The following is a 20,560-nucleotide window of genomic DNA, read 5'->3' as shown; positions in this document are numbered from 1 at the left end:
CCCCTTCGCCGGCGTTGCCCACTAAGATGGCTGCCCTCCGCTGCGAATCCGCAGCCACCTCCCCGATTCCGGCACTCCGCGGCAAATGCTCGAAACGAAAGACCCCCAGGGAAAGCCCACGCCTCCCACAGAACACACCCCGCTGATGAAGCAGTTCTTCGCCGCCAAGGCGGAGCACCCGGACGTGCTGCTGTTCTTCCGCATGGGCGATTTCTACGAGCTGTTCTTCGATGACGCCCGCAAGGCGGCGCGGCTGCTGGACATCACCCTGACCCAGCGCGGGCAGTCGGCCGGCCAGCCGATCCCGATGGCGGGGGTGCCGCACCATGCGGCCGAAGGTTATCTGGCGCGGCTGGTGGCGCTGGGCGAATCGGTGGCGATCTGCGAGCAGATCGGCGATCCCGCGACCTCCAAGGGCATCGTGGAACGCAAGGTGGTGCGCATCGTCACCCCCGGCACGGTGACCGACGAGGCGCTGCTGGACGAACGCCGCGACACCCTGCTGCTGGCGATCAGCCGCGGCAAGCAAGGATACGGCCTCGCTTGGGCCGACCTTGCCAGCGGCCGCCTGCGCGCCAACGAAGTGGCCGGCGAAGACGCGCTGGAAGCCGAGCTGGCGCGCCTGCAGCCGGCGGAAACGCTGCTCGCCGACGAGGACGGCTGGCCCGCCTGCGCGCTGGAATCGCGCGGGCTGCGCCGGCGCCCGCCGTGGCTGTTCGACGCCGACTCCGGTCGCCGCCAGCTGCTGCAGTTCTTCGCCGTGCACGACCTCACCGCCTTCGGCCTGGAAGACCGCCCGCTGGCGGTCGCCGCCGCCGCGGCGGTGCTGGGCTACGTGGAGGAAACCCAGAAGCAGCGGTTGCCGCACCTGCGCAGCATCGCCCTCGAGACCAGCGACGACGCCATCGCGATGAACGCCGCGACGCGCCGCCACCTGGAGCTGGACACGCGCGTCGACGGCGATGTGAAAGCCACCCTGCTGGGCGTACTGGACTCCACCGTCACCCCGATGGGCGGCCGCCTGTTGCGACGCTGGCTGCACCGCCCGCTGCGCGACCGCCGGGTGGTCGGCGAACGCCACCACGCGGTGCAGACGCTGCTCGAGCATCGGGCCGATGATGCCCTGCGCGAGGCGTTCCGAGGCCTCGGCGACATGGAACGCATCCTCGCACGCGTCGCCCTGCGCAGCGCCCGCCCCCGCGACCTGTCCACCCTGCGCGACGGACTGTCGCTGCTGCCGGCCGTGCGCGGGATCCTCGCTCCTCTGGATTCGCCGCGGCTGGCCGCGCTGCACGCCGAACTCGGCGAACACGAAGACACCGCGCGCATGCTGCGCGCCGCCATCGTCGGCCAGCCGCCGCTGCTGGCGCGCGACGGCGGCGTGATCGAGGAGGGCTTTGATGCCGAACTCGACGAACTACGGCAGCTCTCGACCAATGCCGACCGGTTCCTGATCGACCTGGAAGCGCGCGAGCGCGAGGCCACCGGCATCGCCAACCTCAAGGTCGGCTACAACCGCGTGCACGGCTATTTCATCGAGATCAGCAAGGGCCAGAGCGACAAGGCGCCGGTGCATTACACCCGCCGCCAGACCCTGACCGGCGCGGAGCGCTACATCACCGAGGAGCTGAAGGGCTTCGAGGACAAGGTGCTGTCCGCGCGCGAGCGGGCGCTGGCGCGCGAGAAGCTGCTGTACGAAGGGGTGTTGGACGCACTGAACGCCGTGCTGGAACCGCTGCGCCACTGCGCGCTGGCGCTGAGCGAACTGGACGTGCTGGCCGGTTTCGCCGAGCGCGCGCAGGCGCTGGACTGGAGCCGGCCGACGCTGCACGACGACCCCGGCATCCGCATCGAACGCGGTCGCCACCCGGTGGTGGAAGCGCTTCGCGACGCGCCGTTCGAGCCGAACGATCTTGTCTTCGATGACGCAACGCGTATGTACGTCATCACCGGCCCGAACATGGGCGGCAAGTCGACCTTCATGCGCCAGAACGCGCTGATCGTGCTGCTGGCCTGCATCGGCAGCTTCGTGCCGGCGGCGCAGGCGGAGATTGGGCCGATCGACCGCATCCTCACCCGCATCGGCGCCGGCGACGACCTCGCCCGCGGCCAGTCCACTTTCATGGTGGAGATGAGCGAAACCGCCTACATCCTCCACCACGCCAGCGAGCAGTCGCTGGTGCTGATGGACGAGATCGGCCGCGGCACCTCCACCTACGACGGTCTGGCCCTGGCCGACGCGGTGGCGCGGCAGCTGGCTGCCGGCAACCGCAGCTACACGCTGTTCGCGACCCACTACTTCGAGCTGACCGCGCTGGCCGAACCGGGCAGCGGCATCGCCAACCTGCATCTGGACGCGGTGGAGCACGGCGACGCGCTGGTGTTCATGCACGCGGTCCGTCCCGGCCCGGCCAACCGCAGCTTCGGCCTGCAGGTGGCCGCGCTGGCCGGCCTGCCGAAAGCCGCGCTGCAGCAGGCCAGGACGCGACTGGCGGAGCTCGAGGCGCAGAGCCGCAACGCGCCGCATGTCCCACTGAGCGCGCCTGCCCTGGACCAGCCGCAGCAGTTCGGCCTGTTCGCCCCGTCCAGCGCGGCGCTGGACGCGCTGGCCGGCATCGATCCCGACGACCTGACCCCGAAGCAGGCACTGGAAGCGCTGTACCGGCTGAAGGCGCTGGCATGAGCGGCTCGACCGCCGTCGCCGTGGATGCCCTGCTGGCTGGCAAGGCACGCGCCTATACCCGGCCCGGCACAAGCAGCGCCATCGACAAGCGGCCATTGGCTGGAGCGGTACACATTGGCGAGCTGGGCCTCGAAGGCGACGAACAGGGCGACCTGCGCGTGCACGGCGGCGTGGACAAGGCGGTGCACCAGTACGCCTTCGACCACTACACCGCCTGGCGCCAGGATCTGGGTGTGCTGCCACTGCTGCAGGCGCCTGGCGCGTTCGGCGAAAACATCAGCACCCGCGGCCTGACCGAAGCCGATGTATGCCTGGGCGACCGCTTCGTGCTGGGAGACGCACTGCTGGAAGTCAGCCAGGGCCGGCAGCCCTGCTGGAAGCTCAACGACCGCTTCGGCGTGGCCGACATGGCCCGCCGGGTACAGGCCACCGGCCGTACTGGCTGGTATTACCGGGTGCTGCGGCCCGGCACGGCGCGCGCCGGCGACGTGCTGGTGCTGACCGAGCGCCCGCACCCGGGTTGGACGCTGCAGCGCCTGGGCGCGCTGCTGTACCAGCGCGTGCTCGACCCGATCCAGCTGGAACCCGCACTGGCGCTGCCGCTGGTGCCGTCGCACCGCAAACTGATCGAACGCCGTCTGGAACAGGGCGCGGTAGAGGACTGGAGCCGACGCGTCGACGGTCCATCAGGGCTTTGATCGCAGACGGCTGGTACATAGCCAGAAACAATCAGAATGATCCCGCCAATCGATTTCCAATCATCGATCAGGGCTCCTAGAGTGGCCGCATCACCCGCCACGGAGCCAGTGCGATGCGCAAGCCCACCGATCCCCCCAAGCCCAGCTACCTGACCACCGACTTCGGCGCGCCGGTACCCGACAACCAGAACAGCCTGACCGCCGGGCCACGCGGCCCGCTCCTTTCGCAGGACGTCTGGCTGCACGAGAAACTGGGCAACTTCGTGCGCGAGGTGATCCCGGAGCGGCGCATGCACGCCAAGGGCTCCGGCGCCTTCGGCACCTTCACCGTCACCCACGACATCACGAGGTACACCCGCGCGAAGATCTTCAGCGTGGTCGGCAAGAAGACCGAGATGTTCGCCCGCTTCACCACCGTCGCCGGCGAGCGCGGCGCGGCCGACGCCGAGCGCGACATCCGCGGCTTCGCGCTGAAGTTCTACACCGAGGAAGGCAACTGGGACATGGTGGGCAACAACACCCCGGTGTTCTTCATCCGCGACCCGCGCAAGTTCCCCGACCTCAACAAGGTGGTCAAACGCGACCCGCGCACCAACCTGCGCAGCGCCACCAACAACTGGGACTGGTGGACGCTGCTGCCGGAGGCACTGCACCAGATCACCATCGTGATGAGCGACCGCGGCATCCCCGCCAGCTACCGCCACATGCACGGCTTCGGCTCGCATACCTACAGCTTCTGGAATGCGGCCGGCGAGCGCTTCTGGGTGAAGTTCCACTTCCGCACCCAGCAGGGCATCAGGAACCTCACCGACGCCGAGGCCGCCGAAGCGATCGGCAACGACCGCGAGACCCACCAGCGCGACCTGTTCGACGCCATCGAGCGCGGCGACTTCCCGAAGTGGACGATGTACGTTCAGGTGATGCCGGAGACCGACGCCGAGAAGGTCCCCTACCACCCGTTCGACCTCACCAAGGTGTGGCCGAAAGCGGACTACCCGCTGATCGAGGTCGGAGAGTTCGAGCTGAACCGCAATCCCGAGAACTTCTTCGCCGACGTCGAGCAGAGCGCGTTCGCGCCGTCCAACCTGGTGCCGGGCATCGGCGTGTCGCCGGACAAGATGCTGCAGGCCCGGCTGTTCAACTACGCCGACGCGCAGCGCTACCGGCTCGGCACCAACTACCAGCAGATCCCGGTCAACGCCGCGCGCTGCCCGGTGCACAGCAACCACCGTGACGGCATCGGCCGGGTCGACGGCAACTACGGCGGCCTGCCGCATTACGAGCCCAACAGCTTCCAGCAGTGGCAGGAACAGCCGCAGTTCCGCGAACCGCCGTTGAAGATCAGCGGCAACCTCGCGGACTGGTTCAACTACCGAGAGGACGATGCCGACTACTTCAAGCAGCCCGGCGACCTGTTCCGCCTGATGACGCCGGAAAAACAGAAACTGCTGTTCGACAACACCGCCCGTGCGATGGGCGACGCGCCCGACTTCATCAAGCGCCGTCACGTGGACAACTGCACGAAGGCCGACCCCGCCTACGGCGCCGGGGTGGAGGCCGCGCTGCGCAAGCTCGGCGCCTTCGCCGGCGAGCAATCCCCGAACAGCCTGGGCTGACGACTTCGGCATCCCGCCTGGACGCCGGCAGGTTCGCCTGCCGGCGCTTTCAGTGCGGGGTTACCCTAGCCGCACTCGCCAACCGGCGACCGCGCAGGAGTCCCGCATGCCGTCCCTGACCGATGACCTCTTTTCCCAGCTCTCCGGCCCCGCCCTGCAGCAGATCAGCCAGCAACTGGGCACCGACCCCGCGCAGACCTCGGGGGCGATTGCCGCCGCGCTGCCGATGATCCTCGGCGCGATGGGCCGCAACACCGCCCAGCCGGGCGGCGCGGAAGCCCTGTTCGGCGCGCTGGGCCGCGACCACAACGGCGGCGGCGGGCTCGGCGACGTCCTCGGCGCGGTGCTGGGTGGCCAGCAGGGCCGCCAGACCGACGGCCTCGGCCAGCTCGGCCACATTTTCGGCGGCCAACTGCCGCGTGCGGAAAGCGGCCTCGGCCAGGCCACCGGGCTGGGCGGGGACAAGGCGCAGATACTGCTGAAGATCCTGGCCCCCATCGTCATGGCCTATCTGGCCAAGCGCATGTTCGGCGGCCAGCAGGAAGCGGCATCGCCGCAGGCGCTGGGCGACATCCTCGGCCAGGAACACGCGCAGGTGCGGCAGGCCGGTGGCCTCGGCGGCGGACTGCTGGGCGCCGTGCTCGACCAGGACGGCGACGGCCAGCTGGGTTTGGGCGATCTGATGAAGATCGGCGGCGGGCTGCTCGGCGGCGGGCGCTGACGCCCCGCTGGGTGCGCGGACCTCCCCGTCCGCGCACCCCACCCCGCACGTCCTCCCCGAATGGAGCGCAACGCATGACCCTTCCGCAAGCAGGTTCCAGCTTTTTCGTCGGCTGGGGAACCCTGTCGCTGATCAATGCCGGGCTGGCCCAATCCAAGGGCCGCAGCGGCTTCGGCTGGTGGCTGGGCTCGCTGCTTGGCGGGCCGCTGGCGACGCTGCTGATCGTCCTGCTGCCACCGGTCGGTGGCCGGACGGGCTGAAGCCGCGGCGCCGCGAGCCGGCGCCGGCCTCTCTTGGACTCAGGCGCCGCTGGCTGCCATCGCCTGCGCCAGGTCATCCCACAGGTCTTCCACGTCCTCGATCCCCACCGACAGGCGCAGCAGGCCGGCGGTGATGCCGGTGGCGGCCTTGACCTGCTCGTCCACCATGCGATGGGTCAGGCCGGCGGGATGCTGGATCAGGCTGTCCACCGAGCCAAGGCTCACCGCCGCGGTCATCACCTTCACCGACGCCATCACCTTGGCGGCTGCGTCATGGCCGCCGCGCAATTCGAACGCCATCAGGCAGCCCGGCCCGCGCATCTGGGTGCCGACAAGGTGCGCGCCGTGCGCGCCCGGCAGGCTCGGATAGAACACCTTCGACACCGCCGGGTGTTCGCTCAGCCGCTGCGCCAGCACCTGCGCATTGGCCTGCGCGGCTTCCACCCGCAGCTTCAGCGTGGGCAGGCCGCGGTGCAGCAGGTAGGCGGCCAGCGGGTGCAACAGCGCGCCGGTGGCCGCGCGCACGGTGCGCAGCGGCGCGGCGCGGGCTTCATCGCAGCAGACCACCCCGGCGATCACGTCGCCGTGGCCGCCGAGGAACTTGGTGGCGCTGTGCAGGACGTAGGCCGCGCCGAGCTCCGCGGGGCGCTGCAGCACCGGGGTGGCAAAGGTGGAGTCCACCAGCACCGGCACGCTGCCGGCAGCCGCGACCACCGCCCGGATGTCGACCAGGTTGAGGGTGGGATTGGCAGGGGTTTCGATCACCACCAGCGCGGTATCGGGGCGAAGACGCGCGGCGATGTCCTCGGCCTTCACGAACTCCGCCTCCAGCCCGCACATGCCGGTGGCCAGCAGGTGGTCGGCGGTGCCGTACAGCGGGCGCACCACCAGCACGTGCTTGCCGTGCTGGGCGCGATCCAGCAGCACGGCCGTCATCGCCGCCATGCCGGAGGCGTAGGCCACGCAGGCCTGGGTGCCCTCGAGCGCGGCGATGGCGTTTTCGGCACGGGCCACGGTGGGGTTGTGCAGGCGCGCGTAGATCGGGTTGGCGGCGCTGGCGTGGCCGCCGACCAGCGCATCGAAACTAGCGCTGCCAACATCGAGGTCGGCGATCGGATAGGTAGTGGACAGGTCCAGCGGCGGCGCGTGCACGCAGAGGTCGCCGAAGTCCTCGCGGCCGGCGTGGACGGCAGTGGTCTGGAAACGGTGCATGGCGGCCTCGGGTGCGATGGGATACCGCTATCCTAGAACCCTGTTCGACTGCAAACCGTCGTGTCGAACGATATTTCGCCAAGGCACCAAACCACCATGCTGGACCGAATCGATTACGCCCTGCTCCGCCTGCTGCGGAAGAATGCGCGGCTGCCCAACAAGGATCTGGCCGAAAAGGTCGGCATCGCGCCATCCACCGCGCTGGAGCGGGTGCGGCGGATGCGCGAAGCGAAGATCCTGCTGGGCTACCACGCAGAGATCGCCCCCGAAGCCATGGGCGTGGGGCTGCAGGCGATGATCTCGGTGCGGCTGGCCCGGCACTCGCGCGCGCTGGTCGACGGCTTCCACCAGCACCTGCTGGGTCTGCCCGAGGTATTGGCCTGCTACCACGTGGCCGGCGCGGACGACTTCCTTGCCCACGTCGGCGTGCACGACAGCGAGCACCTGCGCCAGTTCACCCTCGCCGCGCTGACCGAGCGCGAGGAAGTGGCCCACATCGAGACGCGGCTGATCTTCGAGTTCCAGCGCAACGTGGAGCTGCCGCCGCGGGAAACCGGGGCGTGAGCCGCCGACGCCTCACTGGAACAGCCGGTAGGTGCGGGTGCTGACCTCGGAGACCCAGCGCAGGTAGCTGACCCGCCATTGCCGCCCGATGTTCGGTTCCCAAGGGTCGTACACCATCAGGGAGGTGCCGCGCCCGGTCGGATCGTTGTCACCGCGGATCCCCACCACCAGGGTCATGTGCCCCGGGCTGCCCTGGTAGCCGCCGGGAATCCGCTGCAGGTAACCGCCAGGATTCCACAGCGTATCCACCATCACCGGCCCCTGCCGCACCATCGCCGCGAAGGCCTGCGGCGTCCACGACGCCGGTGGGTACGAGCGCAGGCCGTGCACCCGCGCATAACGCTAGGTCTGCGGCACCCAGTTGGCCGCATCCGACTGGTTGTACAACCCGTTGGTGTCGTCCCACATGTCGGCGGGCGTCGCCGCCTTCACCGCGGACACGCTGCTGCGCTTGAGCATGGCCGTGGCCGCCGCCCAGCAGGTGCTGTTGGTGGGCTGGGGGATGAACGGCCGCTGGTGCCGGGCCGGCGCATAGGCTTCCGCATCGAACAGCGCGTTCTGCGTGCACTGGCCCGCCTCGCCATCGACCACCAGCCAGGCCTGGTCCTGGTAACGGCGCACCGCATTGCGGGTCTGGTTGCCGAAGTCGCCGTCGGGACGCAGGCTGCAGCCCGGCAACTTGCGGTTGAGCGCCTCCTGCAGGCGCCTTACCTCGCTTCCCTTCGACCCCATCCTCAATACCGTAACGGCCATGGCGCGGCTCCTTGCCTCCAGTGCTTCCAGCGCATGTTGGCAATGCACGGCACGCACCGCCATTTGCTGGAAGCACTAACCGCGGCCGCCGGGCCTAGCGCATTCCGCCTAATCCATTCCGCAGCGGCTCCGCGGCGCTGTCCTGCGCGGGGAGCCGGGGCTGCACCTCCGGGACGGCTGCGCCAGGCGGCTTCCCGTGCACGGGAAGCCGGCCGGGCGAGTGCACGCCTTCAGTGGGCTTCGTCCTGCGCCGGCTTCGATGCCGGCCTTGCGAGCGCGTCGTCGCGGTCGTTCGCACGCTGGGCAGCGGCGCGCTGCAGGTGCGGCATCGCGTAGTCCTGGAACACCTGCCTGGGCTCGAGCTCGCCAATCTGGATGTAGTAACCGATGAACGCGGCGATGTAGAGATCGGCCACGGTGAAGCGGTCACCGACCAGATATCGCTTGCCCGCCACCGCGCCTTCCAGCGTGCGCAGAAGGTCGGCCTCGTTGCCGTAACCTGCTTCCATCGACGGCGCGATGGTGCCGTGCCGGCGCGCGGTGATGAAGAACTCCAGCGGGCTGGCGAACAGCATCCAGCGGTAGCAGGCGCCGCGCTCCGGCGTGCCCGGCGGCGGCAACAGGCCCAGTTCCGGCACCAGATCGGCCAGATGCAGGCAGATGGCGGCGTTCTCGGTGATCGCCACGCCGTCGTGCACCAGCGCCGGCACCTTGCCCATCGGGTTGACGGCGAGGAACTCCGGCGACTTCATGCTGGGGCCGAATTCGAGTTGCACCTCGTCGTATGGCAGGCCGGTTTCCTCCAGCATCCAGCGGGTGATGCGGGCGCGCGACATCGGGTTGGTGTAGAAGCGCAGCTGCGGGGTCATGGCGGGTCCTGCGTTGGGTGGACGCGCAGTCTGCGCCGGCCCTGCTGACAGCTGCTGGCAGCAGCCTTCAGTCGCGCTGGCGGATCCGCTCGTGTTCGCGCCAGCACTGCAGCAATCCATGCCGTGTCTGCGGGTAGTGCCGGCCGGCATCCTCCAGTCCCAGCACGCGGTCGGCGCGGAAGTGGCGGAAATCGCCGCGCAACTCGCACCACGCCGCCAGCAGCCGGCGATCGTCGAGGAAGGCCATCGCAAACGGCCAGATCGTGCGTTGTGACACCCGGTCGCCTGCATCGGCATAGGCCAGGTGCAGCACGCGCTGATTGCGGATGGCGTGGCGCAGCGTGGGCAGCCAGGGCTCGGGGGTCTTCGGGCACCAGTCCGGCGCGAACAGGCCGCCGGTCTCCACCTGCAGGCGCAGCCCAGCGGGCAGGATGCCGAGGATGCGGTCCATCGCGCCGCGCGCCGCCAGCGCCAGCTCGGGATCGGCGTGCGAGGCCACCCAGCGGGTCCCAAGCACCATCGCTTCCAGCTCCTCCTCCGAGAACATCATCGGTGGCAGCAGGAAACCGGGGCGCAGCAGGTAGCCGATGCCGGGGTCGCCGGCGATGTCGGCGCCCTGCCCGCGCAAGGCCTCGATATCGCGGTACAGGGTGCGCAGGCTGACCCCGAGCTGGGCTGCCAGCTGCGCGCCGCGGACGGGACGGCGCCTGCGCCGGAGATCATCCAGCAGCTGCAGGAGGCGGGTGGCGCGCTGCGTCATCGTCGGATACGCGGGAAAGGCACCGCAGGATACCCGCGCCTGCGGGCAGGCGCCGCCTGCCTACAGCGCGTCGATGTCGCCCAGCGCGCGGATCAGCCGGCGCGCCCGCTTGTCCGGCTTGGTGTCCGGTGGGTGGTAGCCGGCGCGCTCGGCGGCGCGCTGCGCACGGACCTGCTCACGCGCCTGCTTCGATGCATCCGATTCGCGATACAGGGTTTGCGCGACACTTGCCGGGCCGCGCACGGTGCCGAGTGCCAGCACTTCGATCTCGAAGCGCTCCTCCAGCCGGGTGACCTGCAGCGCATCCCCCACGCGCACCCCGCGCGCGGGCTTGGCGCGCTGCCCGCCGATCTCCACCTTGCCGGTTTCGATGGCGTGCTTGGCCAGCGCGCGGGTCTTGAAGAAGCGCGCCGCCCACAGCCACAGGTCAAGGCGGACGCTGGCGACTTCGTCTGGCATCTGTATCGGCATGGCGTGGTCTTGCGGCCCCGGAAACGCAAACGGCCACCCGGAGGTGGCCGTCGTGCGGACGCTGCGCCGGAATTACTCGGCGGCGGCTTCGGCAGCGGCCTTGGCGCGCGCCTTGGCGTTGCCGGCCAGATCTTCCTTGATGCGCGCCTTCTTGCCTTCCAGGCCACGCAGGTAGTACAGCTTGCTCGCGCGCACGGCACCACGGCGCTTCACTTCCACCGAGTCGATGGCGGCGCTGTGGGTCTGGAACACGCGCTCCACGCCGAAGCCGTGGGAAATCTTGCGCACGGTGAACGCGGAGTTCAGGCCGGCGTTCTTCTTGCCGATGACAACGCCTTCGTAGGCCTGCACGCGTTCGCGGTTGCCTTCCTTCACCTTGACGTTGACGACGACGGTGTCGCCGGGGCCGAAGTCGGGCAGCTTGCGCGAGATCTGCGCGGTTTCGAAGTCCTGCAGCAGGGTGTGGATCGAGGGCTTGTTCATGGGATCAACCTTGGATTTTTGTTGCGTGCATTGGCACGCGCCTGTTGGTGTCGTTGTTGCGCGAGTGCACGTGGACCCGCGTCATGGCTCGGTGCAGCGTGGTACATGGGCAGGGCCCAGCCGCGCATTGTAGCGGAAATCCAGCCGCGGTGCCGGGGTCAGGCGTCGCCTGCGGGAGGTTCGCCCACCGCCTGCAGCCAGCGCGCGCGGAATGCATCCAGCAGCGCCCGATCGGCCTTCGACAGCGCCGCCTCGTCCAGCAGGTCCGGGCGGCGCAGCCAGGTGCGGCCCAGCGACTGCTGCCGGCGCCAGCGGGCGATCCCGGCGTGGTTGCCGGACAGCAGAACCTCCGGTACCGCGCCGAGCGCGTGCTCGACCGGCCGGGTGTAGTGCGGGCAGTCCAGCAGGCCATCGCCCTCGAAACTGTCCTGCACGGCGGACTCGGCGTCGTTCAGCGCGCCCTCCTGCAGCCGCGCGACCGCGTCCACCAGCACCGCCGCGGCCAGCTCGCCGCCGGACAGCACGTAGTCGCCGATGGAGATTTCCTCGTCCACCTCGGCCTGCAGCAGGCGCTCGTCGACGCCTTCGTAGCGGCCGCACAGCAGCACCAGCCGCGGCAGCGCCGCCAGTTCGCGGACCTTGCGCTGGTCCAGCCGGCCGCCTTGCGGGCTCAAGTAGACCACCCGCGCCGGCGCCGGATCGGCGTCGCGCGCCGCACGGATCGCCGCACGCAGCGGGTCGATCATCATCACCATGCCGGGACCACCGCCAAACGGGCGGTCGTCGACCCGGCGGTAGTTGCCTTCGGCGTAGTCGCGCGGATTCCAGCCGTGCAGCGACAGCAGCCCGCGCTCGCCGGCGCGCCCCACCACGCCATGCGCGGCGATCTGGGCGACGAAGTCGGGGAACAGGCTGACGATGTCGAAGCGCATGGGTATCTCCATTGGGCGGAAACCCGCCCCACGGCGCAAAGGCTTTGCCTGATCCCGCCGGAAGCAGTCCGCGCCGCTGCGGCGCGCCGCCACATCCTAGAACTCGGCGTCCCAGTCCACGGTGATGACGCCGGCATCGAAGTCGACGCTGCGCACGTACGCCGGCTGTGCGAACGGGATCATCCGCTCGCGCTCGCCCTGCGCCACCAGCACATCGTTGGCGCCGTTGTTGAACAGATGCGAGACCACGCCGAAATCGGCCCCGTCCAGGTTGACCACGCGCAGGCCTTCCAGGTCGACCCAGTAATACTCGCCGGGTGCCGGCGGCGGCAGCGCGGAACGCGGCACCAGGATGTCCGTGCCGCGCAGCGCCTCGGCGGCATCGCGGTCATCCACGCCCGGCAAGGTGGCGATCAGCCCCTTGCCGCCCTCGCGCACCTTCGCGCCCTCGCACAGCCGCTGGTTGCCGCGCGCGTCGCGCAGCGTCCACGGCTGGTAGCGGGCGATGGCACGCAGCGGGTCGGCGTAGCTTTCCAGCTTCACTTCGCCGCGCACGCCGAACGCACCGTGCAACCGGCCCATCGGGATCATCCGTTCTGGATTCTTCCGCTGGCCGGCGTCCGGTGCGTTCATGCGTTCGATGCAACGGGCCGCGCAACGCGGCCCGAAACCGTCAGGCGGCCTTGGCGGCCTGCTTGTACAGGTCGGCGACCTTGTCGGTCAGCTGCGCGCCGTTGTCCAGCCAGAACTTCATGCGCTCGACGTTCAGCTCGATGCGCTTTTCCTGGCCCTGCGCCACCGGGTTGTAGAAGCCCACGCGCTCGATGTTGCGGCCATCGCGGGCGCTGCGGCTGTCGGTGACGATGATGTGGTAGAAGGGGCGCTTCTTGGCGCCGCCACGGGTAAGGCGGATCTTGACCATGGTGCTTTCTCGGTGTTGCCCAGCGGCCGGGATGGCCGGGTAAGCCGCCAAGTATAGCCGCACCGGCCGCTACGGGGAAGCCGCCCCCGCTTCAGCGTTCATGGCCGCCTGTTCGGCCGCCCCGATCCGCTCGGGACTGGGCGGATGGGTGGACAGGTAACCCATCGGGCCTTTTTCCAGCGCCTCCGGTACCTGCGCCGACAGCCGCCGCATCATCGCGGCGAACGTCCTGGGCGATTGCCCGTGCCGGCGCAGCAGGTCGAACGCGTAGGCGTCGGCCTCGCGCTCGTGGCCGCGGGAAAATCCGCTGCCGAGCAGCGTGGCCGGAATCGACACCGCCAGCGACGAGCCCGAGGCGTCGCCGAACAGCAAGCCGGCAACGACGAAAACCGAAGACTGCTCCAAGGCCCTGCGCATGCCGTGCCGGTGCACGTGGTGCCCGGCCTCGTGGGCGAGCACGGCCAGCACCTCGTCGTCACTGCCGCCCAGTTCCAGCATTTGATCGGTGACGAAAATGCGCCCGTCCGGCAGCGCGAATGCATTCGCCCCGATTCCCTCCGCGTCGACGAACACGATCCGCATCTGCTCCGAACGCGGCTCGCCCCGCACCAGCTGCCGGAAGCGCTGCACCAGCGCCGTCCGCCGCGCGGCCGGCACCTTGCTCGGGTCGAAATGCAGCCGCGCGAGCAGCACGGCCACCTGCTCGCTGACATGCCGCTCGACCGCCGCCGGCATGCGCTCGGCGGCCTCGCGCGCCAGCCACGGCATGCCGTGGCGGAGGAACAGCACGGTCGCCGCCAGCACCAGCAGCGCCGACCCCAGGATCGCGCCGCGGCGGCGCTCCAGCCAGTCGGCCCAGCCTTCGATGCGGCTACCGCCATCCGGGAACCACCGCTCCATCTCGGGACTGTCCGCCACTTCCACGCGGCCGCCATCGGGCAGCTGCAGCACCCGCGGGGTATTGCCCAGCCGCGGCCGGATCCGCACCGCCTCCAGTGGCCACTGCTGCAACCGGCCATCCTCGAACGCCAGCTGCAGGAAACCGTCGGTGCAGTCCAGCCGCGCCGTGCGCATGCGGCTGGACTGACCGTCGTAGCAGTGCGCGGTGAGCGGCATCAGAAGCCCAGGTCGACGCCCACGTCCAGCGCGTCGACCAGCTCCGCGCCCGCGGCGCCATGGTCACGCCCGCTGTCGTGCACGAACTCCTCCAAGCTGCCCTCGACCCACACCGCGAAGTGCGCTGCGCGGTAGCGGGCCAGCCGGATCATCGCCCACGGCACCGCCAGGCCCAGCGTGCAGACGATGGCGACCAGGTTGCTGAAGTAGATCCACAGCATGTCGCGCACGCGCAGGGTGGATTCGAAGCGGTGCGGGCCCAGCCGCGCGCTGTTCCACAGCAGGTTGGCGAACTTCACCCGCAGGAAGATGCCGACGCCGAACATGCCGCCGTAGAGCAGCAGCAGCGCAGCCACCATCCCGACGCCCAGCGCCGCGCCGCCGGCACCATTGGCCTCGCCCTTGCCGGCGACCACGCCCGCCGCGATCACCGCGCCGAAGGCCAGGAAGAACAGCACCATCAGGCCCACGCCGATCCCCAGCGCGATCAGGTACGGCACGTAGTAGCGCCCGGCATCGCCGGCATAGCCGAAGCGCTGGCGCCCGAAGCCGTGGCCGGCAACGACGAACTCGTGCTGCCGCAGCTTCATCAGCGGATACAGCAGGGTGGCGGTCAGGCCACTGAGGATCGGCCAGCCCAGGAACGGGCCGTAGGCTTCCCCGCCGCCGCGGTCGAAGCGGAAGCTCAGCCCGCGCCAGGCCGAATTGCGCGCACGGAAGCGCAGGCCCAACACGATGATCAGCGGCATCAGCGCCGCCAGTGCCAACAGGATCACCACGTACAGCAGTGGCAGGAAATGCGACGACAGGCCCAGCGCGATCAACACCGCATAGGCGATCAGCCGCCCCTTGAGGATGGCGATCGGGTCGGCCAGGTAATCGAAGCTGGAACCCGCCAGCCGGGTATTCCCGTAGAAATAGCGCTCGGTGCGCACCTTCGCCCAGGCCGAATAGATGCCCAGGGTGACGATGCCCAGCAGCAGGTTGACGAACCAGATACCAAAGCACTCGCCAACGCGGCCGGAGAACTCCGGCTGGTGGCGGACCACCGGCGTTTCCGCCGGCGCGGCAGACACATGCTCCGGCGTACCGGATTCCCCTTCGAACATCGTGGCTTTCCCCATGCGCGTCCCCCGACGCGAGGGCGAAGCTTAACCGCAGGTTTCCTGCATCGTCGCGAATGATTGACGGTAGCGGTTGCGGCAGGCGGACTGCAGGCTCAGCGGAACGGCAGTCCGCCGCGCCCGCCCATCATCCCGGACAGCCCGCGCATCATGCCCTTCATGCCGCCGCGTCCCAGCTTGCCCATCATCTTTTCCATCTGCTGGTACTGCTTGAGCACTTTGTTGACGTCGGCGGGGGTGAGGCCGCTGCCGCGCGCCACGCGGGCGCGCCGCGAGCCGTTGAGGAGATCCGGGTTGCGGCGCTCCTTCTTCGTCATCGAATTGATGATGGCGATCATCCGCGGCACTTCCTTGCCGGTGACCTGCTGCTTGACGTGCTCCGGCAACTGGCCGACGCCGGGCAGCTTGTCCATCAGCCCGGACAGACCGCCCATGTTCTGCATCTGCTCGAGCTGGTCGCGCATGTCGTTGAGGTCGAACTTCTTGCCCTTGGCGACCTTCTCGGCCAGCTTCTGCGCCTTGTCCTTGTCGACCTGCGCCTCGACCTGCTCGACCAGCGACAGCACGTCGCCCATGTCGAGGATGCGGCCGGCGGCGCGATCCGGATGGAACACGTCCAGGCCGTCGGGCTTTTCGCCCACGCCGATGAACTTGATCGGCTTGCCCGTGATGTAGCGCACCGACAGCGCCGCACCGCCGCGGGCGTCACCGTCGGTCTTGGTCAGCACCACGCCGGTTAGCGGCAACGCCTCGCCGAAGTGCTTGGCGGTCACCGCCGCGTCCTGGCCGGTCATCGAGTCGACCACGAACAGGGTCTCGACCGGGTTCACCGCGCCGTGCAGCGCCTTGATCTCGGCCATCATCGCGTCGTCGATGCTGGTGCGGCCGGCGGTATCGACGATCAGCACGTCGGCAAACGTCTTCTTCGCCTCGTCGATGGCGGCCTTGACGATGGCCTCGGGCTTCTGCGAGGCCTGCGACGGGAAGAACACCGCGCCCACCTGCCCCGCCAGCGTCTGCAACTGCTCGATCGCGGCCGGGCGGTAGACGTCGGCGCTGACCACCATCACCTTCTTCTTGCGCTTGTCCTTCAGGTGCTTGGCGAGCTTGGCCACGGTGGTGGTCTTGCCCGCGCCCTGCAGGCCGGCCATCAGGATGACCGCCGGGGCCGGCACGTTGAGGTTGAGGTCGGACGCCTGCGCGCCCATCACCGCCGCCAGTTCATCGCGCACGATCTTGACCAGCACCTGGCCGGGCGAGAGCGAACGCATCACCTCCTGGCCCACCGCGCGCACCTTGATGCGCTGGATCAGCGCCTGCACCACCGGCAGCGCCACGTCGGCTTCCAGCAGCGCGATGCGAACCTCGCGCACGGCCTCGCTGATGTTGGACTCGGTCAGGCGGCCGCGGCCGCGCAGGCGCTCGATGGTGCCGGACAGGCGCTGGGTCAGGGATTCGAACACGCGGGCGTGACCTTCGACGGGAAAACGGGAACCGCGAATTATAAGGCCATGGGGCGCCTGCCCGATCGGAGGCCGCAGGCAAGCGGCATGGGCGCGGCGCCAGCGCGACCTTGCCCTACACTGGGCCCCGTTCATCCCCAAGGAACGGATATGACCCGCTATCGGTTCATCGGCGTACTGCTGGTGCTCGCCGGCCTCCTGCCTGTCGCCGCCCAGGGCCAAACCCAGGCCAAACCCGGGAAGCCACCCGCACCGGTGGTGGCGCGGGTGGCGGTGGCCTCCAACTTTGCCGACGCAGCCAGGCAAATGGCCGCCGCCTACGGCAAGCAGAGCGGGCACAAGATCGAGATCAGCTCGGCCTCCACCGGCAAGCTGTACGCGCAGATCCGCAGCGGGGCGCCGTTCGACGTACTGCTGTCGGCCGATGCCGAAACGCCGCGCATGCTGGTGGAAGAAGGGCTGGCCGATGGCGACACCCTGCAGGACTACGCCATCGGCCGGCTGGTGCTGTGGAGCCGCGATCCTTCGCGGGTGAAGGACGGCGAGGCGCTGCTGCGCAAGGGTGCGATCGAACGGCTGGCGATCGCCAATCCCGACCTTGCCCCGTACGGCGCGGCGGCGCGCGAGTCGCTGGACTACCTGCGTCGCTGGGAAGAGCTGCGGCCCAAGCTGGTGCTGGGCGAAAACGTCGGCCAGGCCACCCAGTTCGTGGTCAGCGGCGCCGCGCCGCTGGGCCTGCTGCCGCGCTCGCTGGTGCAGGAAGCGCGCAAGAGCCACCCCGGTTCCGGCTGGGAGATACCGGCGAGCTGGCATGCACCGATCGTGCAGAGCGCGGTGCTGCTCCAGCGCGGTGAGCGCAATCCCGCTGCGCGCGGCTTCCTGAAATACCTGCAGAGCCCCGCGGCGAAGCAGCGTATCCGCGCCTTCGGCTACGACTGATCTCCCAATGGACGCCGCCACTCCGGCCTGGCTGGCCGCCAGCTGGGTGACCCTGAAGCTGGCCGGCCTGACCACCCTCATCCTGCTGGTGCTGGGGATGCCGCTGGCATGGTGGCTGGCGCATACGCGCTCGCGCTGGCGCGCGCCCGTGGGCGCGGTGGTGGCGCTGCCGATGGTGCTGCCGCCGACCGTGCTGGGCTTCTACCTGCTGATCGGCCTCGCCCCCGATGGCCCGATCGGCCAGCTCACCAACGCACTGGGGCTGGGCACGCTGGCGTTCACCTTCAAGGGGCTGCTGCTGGCCTCGGTGCTGTACTCGCTGCCGTTCGTGGTGCATCCGCTGCAGGCGGGATTCGCCGCGCTGCCGCCGTCGCTTCTGGAAGCGGCCGCCACCCTTCGCGCCTCGCCGCTGGACCGTTTCTTCAGCGTAGTACTGCCTTTGTCGCGGCCGTCGCTGGTCACAGCCAGCCTGCTCGGCTTCGCCCATACCGTGGGCGAGTTCGGGGTGGTACTGATGGTGGGCGGGAATATCGAAGGCGAGACGCGCGTGCTGTCGGTGCTGCTGTACGACCAGGTGGAAGGCATGGCCTACGCCGATGCGCACCTGCTGGCGGCCGGGCTGCTGGGCTTTTCGTTCGCGCTGCTGCTGCTGATGCAGTGGCTGGGCCGGCGCACGGTGGTGGCGCATGGCTGAGCATATGGCTGAGCGCGTGGACGACATCCGCATCGCGCTGCGGCTTGCCCGCGGCGACTTCCGCATGGATCTCGACCTGCGCCTGCCGGGGAGCGGCTGCAGCGTTGTGTTCGGCCCCTCCGGCTGCGGCAAGAGCACCCTGCTGCGCGCCATCGCCGGGCTGGAGCCACGCGCACGCGGTGAAATCCGGGTCGGCGAGGCAACCTGGCAGGACGCGCGCAGCGCGCTGCCGGCGCACCGGCGCGGGGTCGGCATGGTGTTCCAGCACAGCGCCCTGCTGCCGCACCTCTCGGCGGGCGACAACCTGCGCTACGGCTGGAAGCGCGCGGGCGCGCCGCGGGCATTGCTGGAAACCTGGATCGAGCGGCTGGCACTGGCGCCGCTGCTTGCCCGCAGGCCGGACTCGCTATCAGGTGGCGAGCGGCAGCGGGTGGCGTTGGCGCGCGCACTGGTCAGCAATCCACGCCTGCTGCTGCTGGACGAACCACTGAGTGCGCTGGACGCGCCGCGTCGCGCCGAAATCCTGCCGTACCTGGAAGCGGTGCGTCGCGAAGCCGGCATCCCGGTGCTGTACGTGACCCACGCGATCGAGGAAGTCGCGCGCATGGCCGATCACCTGGTCCTGCTGGACGCCGGCCGGGTCACCGCCGCCGGGCCCGCGCTGGAGGTGCTGAACCGCGACGACCTGCCGCTGGCGCTGCGCGACGATGCCGGGGTGGTGCTGGAGGCGGAGGTCACCGCGCGCGATACGCACGGCCTGCTCACCCTGCACACACCCGTCGGCACCGTGCACGCGCACGGCGGCGCGCACGCGCCCGGCACCCGCCTGCGCGTGCGCGTCCAGGCCCGCGACGTCAGCCTGGCGCTGAGCCGGCACGATGATTCCAGCCTGCTCAACTCATTGCCCGCAACGCTGGTCGCGTTGTCCGACCTGCCCGGCGGGCAGGTGCAGGCGCGACTGGAAGCGCAGGGCCAGACGCTGCTGGCGCGCATTTCGCATCGATCGGTGGAACGGCTGGGGCTGCAACCGGGCATGTCGCTGTGGGCGCAGGTGAAGGCGGTGGCGCTGCTGGTGTGAGCGGCGATATCCGCATGCCACCGGCTTGATCCCGATCAAACGGCCTGCACGCCGCCGCCACTAGTCTCGATCTGCCTCCCCACGGCACCGGCCCACCGCCCCAGCCCGCCACGGGAGAACCGCCATGCCTGCCCTGCTCCAGCACGTCCGTGCCTCCACAGAGAACCTGTCGCCGGGCTATTTCAGCATGGTGATGGCCACCGGCATCCTGTCGCTGGCCGCGCACATGCTGCGCCTGCCGATATTGCCCATCGCCCTGCTGGTACTGAACTGGTGCCTGTTCGTGGTCATCGGCGTGCTGGCGCTGGCGCACCTGTACTGGCATCCGCGGCGCGTGCTGGACGACCTGTTCAACCACCTCAACGCGCCGGGCTTCTTCACCTTCGTCGCCGCCTGCTCGGTGCTGGGCAGCCAGAGCCTGCTGATCGGCGGCAGCCTGCGGGTGGCGGCGGCGCTGGGGATCGCCGGGCTGCTGGCCTGGATCGCCTTCACCTACACCATCTTCACCGTGCTCACGGTCAAGCAGGACAAGCCCGAGCTGGCGCGCGGGATCAATGGCGGCTGGCTGCTGGCGGTGGTGGCCACCCAGTCGATGGCGGTACTGGCCGCGCTGATCGCACCCGAAGTGGCGCAGCCGCTGCGGCTGGAGCTGAACTTCTTCGCCCTGTCGATGTGGCTGTGGGGAGGCATGCTCTACATCTGGATGATGTCGCTGATCTTCTACCGCTACACCTTCTTCGCGTTCTCCCCCGCCGACCTGTCGCCGCCGTACTGGATCAACATGGGGGCGATGGCCATTTCCACCCTGGCCGGATCGCTGCTGATCCTCAACACGCCGCACGCGCCGTTCCTGCACTCGATGCTGCCCTTCATCAAGGGCTTCACGGTGTTCTACTGGGCCACCGGCACCTGGTGGATCCCGATGCTGGTGGTGCTGGCGATCTGGCGCCACGGCGTGCGCCGCTTCCCCTTCAGCTACGACCCGATGTACTGGGGGGCGGTGTTCCCGCTGGGCATGTACGCCGCCAGCACGCTGCGGATGATGCAGGCGATGGAACTCGGCTTCCTGCACCCGCTGCCGCAGGTGATGTTCGGGGTCGCCCTGACCGCCTGGGTGCTGCTGTTCAGCGGCCAGCTGCGCGCACTTCACCGGCAATGGCGGTCGGCAGGCGCCGGTTGAGGCCGATGCGCCGCCGCGCTAT

23 protein-coding genes are annotated in these 20,560 nt (G+C 69.5%); 10 read left to right on the top strand and 13 right to left on the bottom strand.

Going from position 1 to position 20,560, the window contains the following annotated elements:
* Positions 1–85 precede the first annotated feature (85 nt).
* The 5 genes from mutS to ICG51_RS12410 all read left to right on the top strand — a co-directional run bounded on the left by mutS (position 86) and on the right by ICG51_RS12410 (position 5,978).
* Positions 86–2,683, top strand: coding sequence for a DNA mismatch repair protein MutS (gene mutS, locus ICG51_RS12430; RefSeq protein WP_190280658.1), 2,598 nt, complete (start codon positions 86–88; stop codon positions 2,681–2,683).
* Positions 2,680–3,381, top strand: coding sequence for an MOSC domain-containing protein (locus ICG51_RS12425; protein WP_190280657.1), 702 nt, complete (start codon positions 2,680–2,682; stop codon positions 3,379–3,381). Before mutS ends, ICG51_RS12425 begins: the two co-directional genes overlap by 4 nt.
* Before the next feature lie 113 nt (positions 3,382–3,494).
* Positions 3,495–4,997 carry a catalase gene (locus ICG51_RS12420; protein WP_190280656.1) on the top strand — a complete coding sequence of 501 codons (1,503 nt, stop codon included), beginning with the start codon at positions 3,495–3,497 and terminating at the stop codon, positions 4,995–4,997.
* Between the two features lie 106 nt (positions 4,998–5,103).
* Positions 5,104–5,718 carry a DUF937 domain-containing protein gene (locus ICG51_RS12415; protein ID WP_190280655.1) on the top strand — a complete coding sequence of 205 codons (615 nt, stop codon included), beginning with the start codon at positions 5,104–5,106 and terminating at the stop codon, positions 5,716–5,718.
* A 74-nt stretch (positions 5,719–5,792) separates the two neighbouring features.
* Entirely contained in the window at positions 5,793–5,978 is a 186-nt protein-coding gene (locus ICG51_RS12410; protein WP_190280654.1) for a hypothetical protein, read from the top strand.
* Positions 5,979–6,017: 39 nt separating this feature from the next.
* Here ICG51_RS12410 and ICG51_RS12405 read toward each other — a convergent pair whose 3' ends face one another.
* Complete coding sequence (locus ICG51_RS12405) at positions 6,018–7,190, bottom strand: aminotransferase class I/II-fold pyridoxal phosphate-dependent enzyme (RefSeq protein WP_190280653.1); 1,173 nt, start codon at positions 7,188–7,190, stop codon at positions 6,018–6,020.
* 96 nt (positions 7,191–7,286) lie between these two features.
* On the opposite strand from ICG51_RS12405, the gene ICG51_RS12400 reads away from it, so the two are divergent.
* Positions 7,287–7,754: an Lrp/AsnC family transcriptional regulator gene (locus tag ICG51_RS12400; RefSeq protein WP_190280652.1), complete on the top strand. Its 468-nt coding sequence runs from the start codon at positions 7,287–7,289 to the stop codon at positions 7,752–7,754.
* A 12-nt stretch (positions 7,755–7,766) separates the two neighbouring features.
* Here ICG51_RS12400 and ICG51_RS12395 read toward each other — a convergent pair whose 3' ends face one another.
* From ICG51_RS12395 to ffh, 12 genes are all read right to left on the bottom strand, one after another.
* A complete protein-coding gene (locus ICG51_RS12395; protein ID WP_190280651.1) occupies positions 7,767–8,084 on the bottom strand; it encodes a papain-like cysteine protease family protein in 318 nt (105 codons plus the stop codon).
* Positions 8,085–8,096: 12 nt separating this feature from the next.
* On the bottom strand, positions 8,097–8,486 hold the full coding sequence (locus ICG51_RS12390; protein WP_223809451.1) for a peptidoglycan-binding domain-containing protein: 390 nt from the start codon (positions 8,484–8,486) through the stop codon (positions 8,097–8,099).
* A 251-nt stretch (positions 8,487–8,737) separates the two neighbouring features.
* A complete protein-coding gene (locus tag ICG51_RS12385; RefSeq protein ID WP_190280649.1) occupies positions 8,738–9,376 on the bottom strand; it encodes a glutathione S-transferase family protein in 639 nt (212 codons plus the stop codon).
* Between the two features lie 67 nt (positions 9,377–9,443).
* Positions 9,444–10,136 carry a YafY family protein gene (locus ICG51_RS12380; protein WP_190280648.1) on the bottom strand — a complete coding sequence of 231 codons (693 nt, stop codon included), beginning with the start codon at positions 10,134–10,136 and terminating at the stop codon, positions 9,444–9,446.
* 60 nt (positions 10,137–10,196) lie between these two features.
* Positions 10,197–10,607 carry an RNA-binding S4 domain-containing protein gene (locus tag ICG51_RS12375; protein WP_223809450.1) on the bottom strand — a complete coding sequence of 137 codons (411 nt, stop codon included), beginning with the start codon at positions 10,605–10,607 and terminating at the stop codon, positions 10,197–10,199.
* Positions 10,608–10,679: 72 nt separating this feature from the next.
* Positions 10,680–11,090, bottom strand: a complete 411-nt coding sequence (rplS, locus tag ICG51_RS12370; protein WP_190280647.1) for a 50S ribosomal protein L19 — start codon at positions 11,088–11,090, stop codon at positions 10,680–10,682.
* A 158-nt stretch (positions 11,091–11,248) separates the two neighbouring features.
* Positions 11,249–12,022 (bottom strand): tRNA (guanosine(37)-N1)-methyltransferase TrmD, encoded by a 774-nt coding sequence (gene trmD, locus ICG51_RS12365; protein WP_190280646.1) that lies wholly within the window; start codon positions 12,020–12,022, stop codon positions 11,249–11,251.
* A 96-nt stretch (positions 12,023–12,118) separates the two neighbouring features.
* Positions 12,119–12,655, bottom strand: a complete 537-nt coding sequence (rimM, locus tag ICG51_RS12360) for a ribosome maturation factor RimM (RefSeq protein WP_190280645.1) — start codon at positions 12,653–12,655, stop codon at positions 12,119–12,121.
* 40 nt (positions 12,656–12,695) lie between these two features.
* Positions 12,696–12,944 carry a 30S ribosomal protein S16 gene (gene rpsP, locus ICG51_RS12355; RefSeq protein ID WP_028838841.1) on the bottom strand — a complete coding sequence of 83 codons (249 nt, stop codon included), beginning with the start codon at positions 12,942–12,944 and terminating at the stop codon, positions 12,696–12,698.
* A 69-nt stretch (positions 12,945–13,013) separates the two neighbouring features.
* Positions 13,014–14,060, bottom strand: coding sequence for a M48 family metallopeptidase (locus ICG51_RS12350; RefSeq protein WP_190280644.1), 1,047 nt, complete (start codon positions 14,058–14,060; stop codon positions 13,014–13,016).
* Positions 14,060–15,169, bottom strand: a complete 1,110-nt coding sequence (locus ICG51_RS12345; protein WP_190280643.1) for a YjgN family protein — start codon at positions 15,167–15,169, stop codon at positions 14,060–14,062. Before ICG51_RS12345 ends, ICG51_RS12350 begins: the two co-directional genes overlap by 1 nt.
* A 110-nt stretch (positions 15,170–15,279) precedes the next feature.
* Positions 15,280–16,647 (bottom strand): signal recognition particle protein, encoded by a 1,368-nt coding sequence (gene ffh, locus ICG51_RS12340; RefSeq protein ID WP_190280642.1) that lies wholly within the window; start codon positions 16,645–16,647, stop codon positions 15,280–15,282.
* 150 nt (positions 16,648–16,797) lie between these two features.
* Between ffh and modA the strand changes: the two genes are divergently transcribed.
* The 4 genes from modA to ICG51_RS12320 all read left to right on the top strand — a co-directional run bounded on the left by modA (position 16,798) and on the right by ICG51_RS12320 (position 20,538).
* On the top strand, positions 16,798–17,586 hold the full coding sequence (gene modA, locus ICG51_RS12335) for a molybdate ABC transporter substrate-binding protein (RefSeq protein WP_190280641.1): 789 nt from the start codon (positions 16,798–16,800) through the stop codon (positions 17,584–17,586).
* Positions 17,587–17,593: 7 nt separating this feature from the next.
* On the top strand, positions 17,594–18,280 hold the full coding sequence (modB, locus tag ICG51_RS12330) for a molybdate ABC transporter permease subunit (RefSeq protein WP_190280640.1): 687 nt from the start codon (positions 17,594–17,596) through the stop codon (positions 18,278–18,280).
* Complete coding sequence (gene modC, locus ICG51_RS12325; RefSeq protein ID WP_223809449.1) at positions 18,273–19,358, top strand: molybdenum ABC transporter ATP-binding protein; 1,086 nt, start codon at positions 18,273–18,275, stop codon at positions 19,356–19,358. The genes modB and modC overlap by 8 nt, the downstream gene beginning before the upstream one ends.
* Before the next feature lie 124 nt (positions 19,359–19,482).
* On the top strand, positions 19,483–20,538 hold the full coding sequence (locus ICG51_RS12320; RefSeq protein ID WP_190280639.1) for a tellurite resistance/C4-dicarboxylate transporter family protein: 1,056 nt from the start codon (positions 19,483–19,485) through the stop codon (positions 20,536–20,538).
* Positions 20,539–20,560: the final 22 nt, after the last annotated feature.

Source organism: Thermomonas sp. XSG, from assembly GCF_014678725.1.
GTDB lineage: Bacteria > Pseudomonadota > Gammaproteobacteria > Xanthomonadales > Xanthomonadaceae > Thermomonas.
Note: the sequence above shows the minus strand (reverse complement) of the source record. Positions and strands in the feature narration are given on the sequence as shown.

Excerpts from the sequence above, each read along its gene's own strand:
- mutS (WP_190280658.1), top strand. The coding sequence starts at position 86 with ATGCTCGAAACGAAAGACCCCCAGGGAAAGCCCACGCCTCCCACAGAA.
- ICG51_RS12425 (WP_190280657.1), top strand. The coding sequence starts at position 2,680 with ATGAGCGGCTCGACCGCCGTCGCCGTGGATGCCCTGCTGGCTGGCAAG.
- ICG51_RS12420 (WP_190280656.1), top strand. The coding sequence starts at position 3,495 with ATGCGCAAGCCCACCGATCCCCCCAAGCCCAGCTACCTGACCACCGAC.
- ICG51_RS12415 (WP_190280655.1), top strand. The coding sequence starts at position 5,104 with ATGCCGTCCCTGACCGATGACCTCTTTTCCCAGCTCTCCGGCCCCGCC.
- ICG51_RS12410 (WP_190280654.1), top strand. The coding sequence starts at position 5,793 with ATGACCCTTCCGCAAGCAGGTTCCAGCTTTTTCGTCGGCTGGGGAACC.
- ICG51_RS12405 (WP_190280653.1), bottom strand. The coding sequence starts at position 7,190 with ATGCACCGTTTCCAGACCACTGCCGTCCACGCCGGCCGCGAGGACTTC.
- ICG51_RS12400 (WP_190280652.1), top strand. The coding sequence starts at position 7,287 with ATGCTGGACCGAATCGATTACGCCCTGCTCCGCCTGCTGCGGAAGAAT.
- ICG51_RS12390 (WP_223809451.1), bottom strand. The coding sequence starts at position 8,486 with ATGGGGTCGAAGGGAAGCGAGGTAAGGCGCCTGCAGGAGGCGCTCAAC.
- ICG51_RS12385 (WP_190280649.1), bottom strand. The coding sequence starts at position 9,376 with ATGACCCCGCAGCTGCGCTTCTACACCAACCCGATGTCGCGCGCCCGC.
- ICG51_RS12380 (WP_190280648.1), bottom strand. The coding sequence starts at position 10,136 with ATGACGCAGCGCGCCACCCGCCTCCTGCAGCTGCTGGATGATCTCCGG.
- ICG51_RS12375 (WP_223809450.1), bottom strand. The coding sequence starts at position 10,607 with ATGCCGATACAGATGCCAGACGAAGTCGCCAGCGTCCGCCTTGACCTG.
- rplS (WP_190280647.1), bottom strand. The coding sequence starts at position 11,090 with ATGAACAAGCCCTCGATCCACACCCTGCTGCAGGACTTCGAAACCGCG.
- trmD (WP_190280646.1), bottom strand. The coding sequence starts at position 12,022 with ATGCGCTTCGACATCGTCAGCCTGTTCCCCGACTTCGTCGCCCAGATC.
- rimM (WP_190280645.1), bottom strand. The coding sequence starts at position 12,655 with ATGAACGCACCGGACGCCGGCCAGCGGAAGAATCCAGAACGGATGATC.
- rpsP (WP_028838841.1), bottom strand. The coding sequence starts at position 12,944 with ATGGTCAAGATCCGCCTTACCCGTGGCGGCGCCAAGAAGCGCCCCTTC.
- ICG51_RS12350 (WP_190280644.1), bottom strand. The coding sequence starts at position 14,060 with ATGCCGCTCACCGCGCACTGCTACGACGGTCAGTCCAGCCGCATGCGC.
- ICG51_RS12345 (WP_190280643.1), bottom strand. The coding sequence starts at position 15,169 with ATGTTCGAAGGGGAATCCGGTACGCCGGAGCATGTGTCTGCCGCGCCG.
- modA (WP_190280641.1), top strand. The coding sequence starts at position 16,798 with ATGACCCGCTATCGGTTCATCGGCGTACTGCTGGTGCTCGCCGGCCTC.
- modB (WP_190280640.1), top strand. The coding sequence starts at position 17,594 with ATGGACGCCGCCACTCCGGCCTGGCTGGCCGCCAGCTGGGTGACCCTG.
- modC (WP_223809449.1), top strand. The coding sequence starts at position 18,273 with ATGGCTGAGCATATGGCTGAGCGCGTGGACGACATCCGCATCGCGCTG.
- ICG51_RS12320 (WP_190280639.1), top strand. The coding sequence starts at position 19,483 with ATGCCTGCCCTGCTCCAGCACGTCCGTGCCTCCACAGAGAACCTGTCG.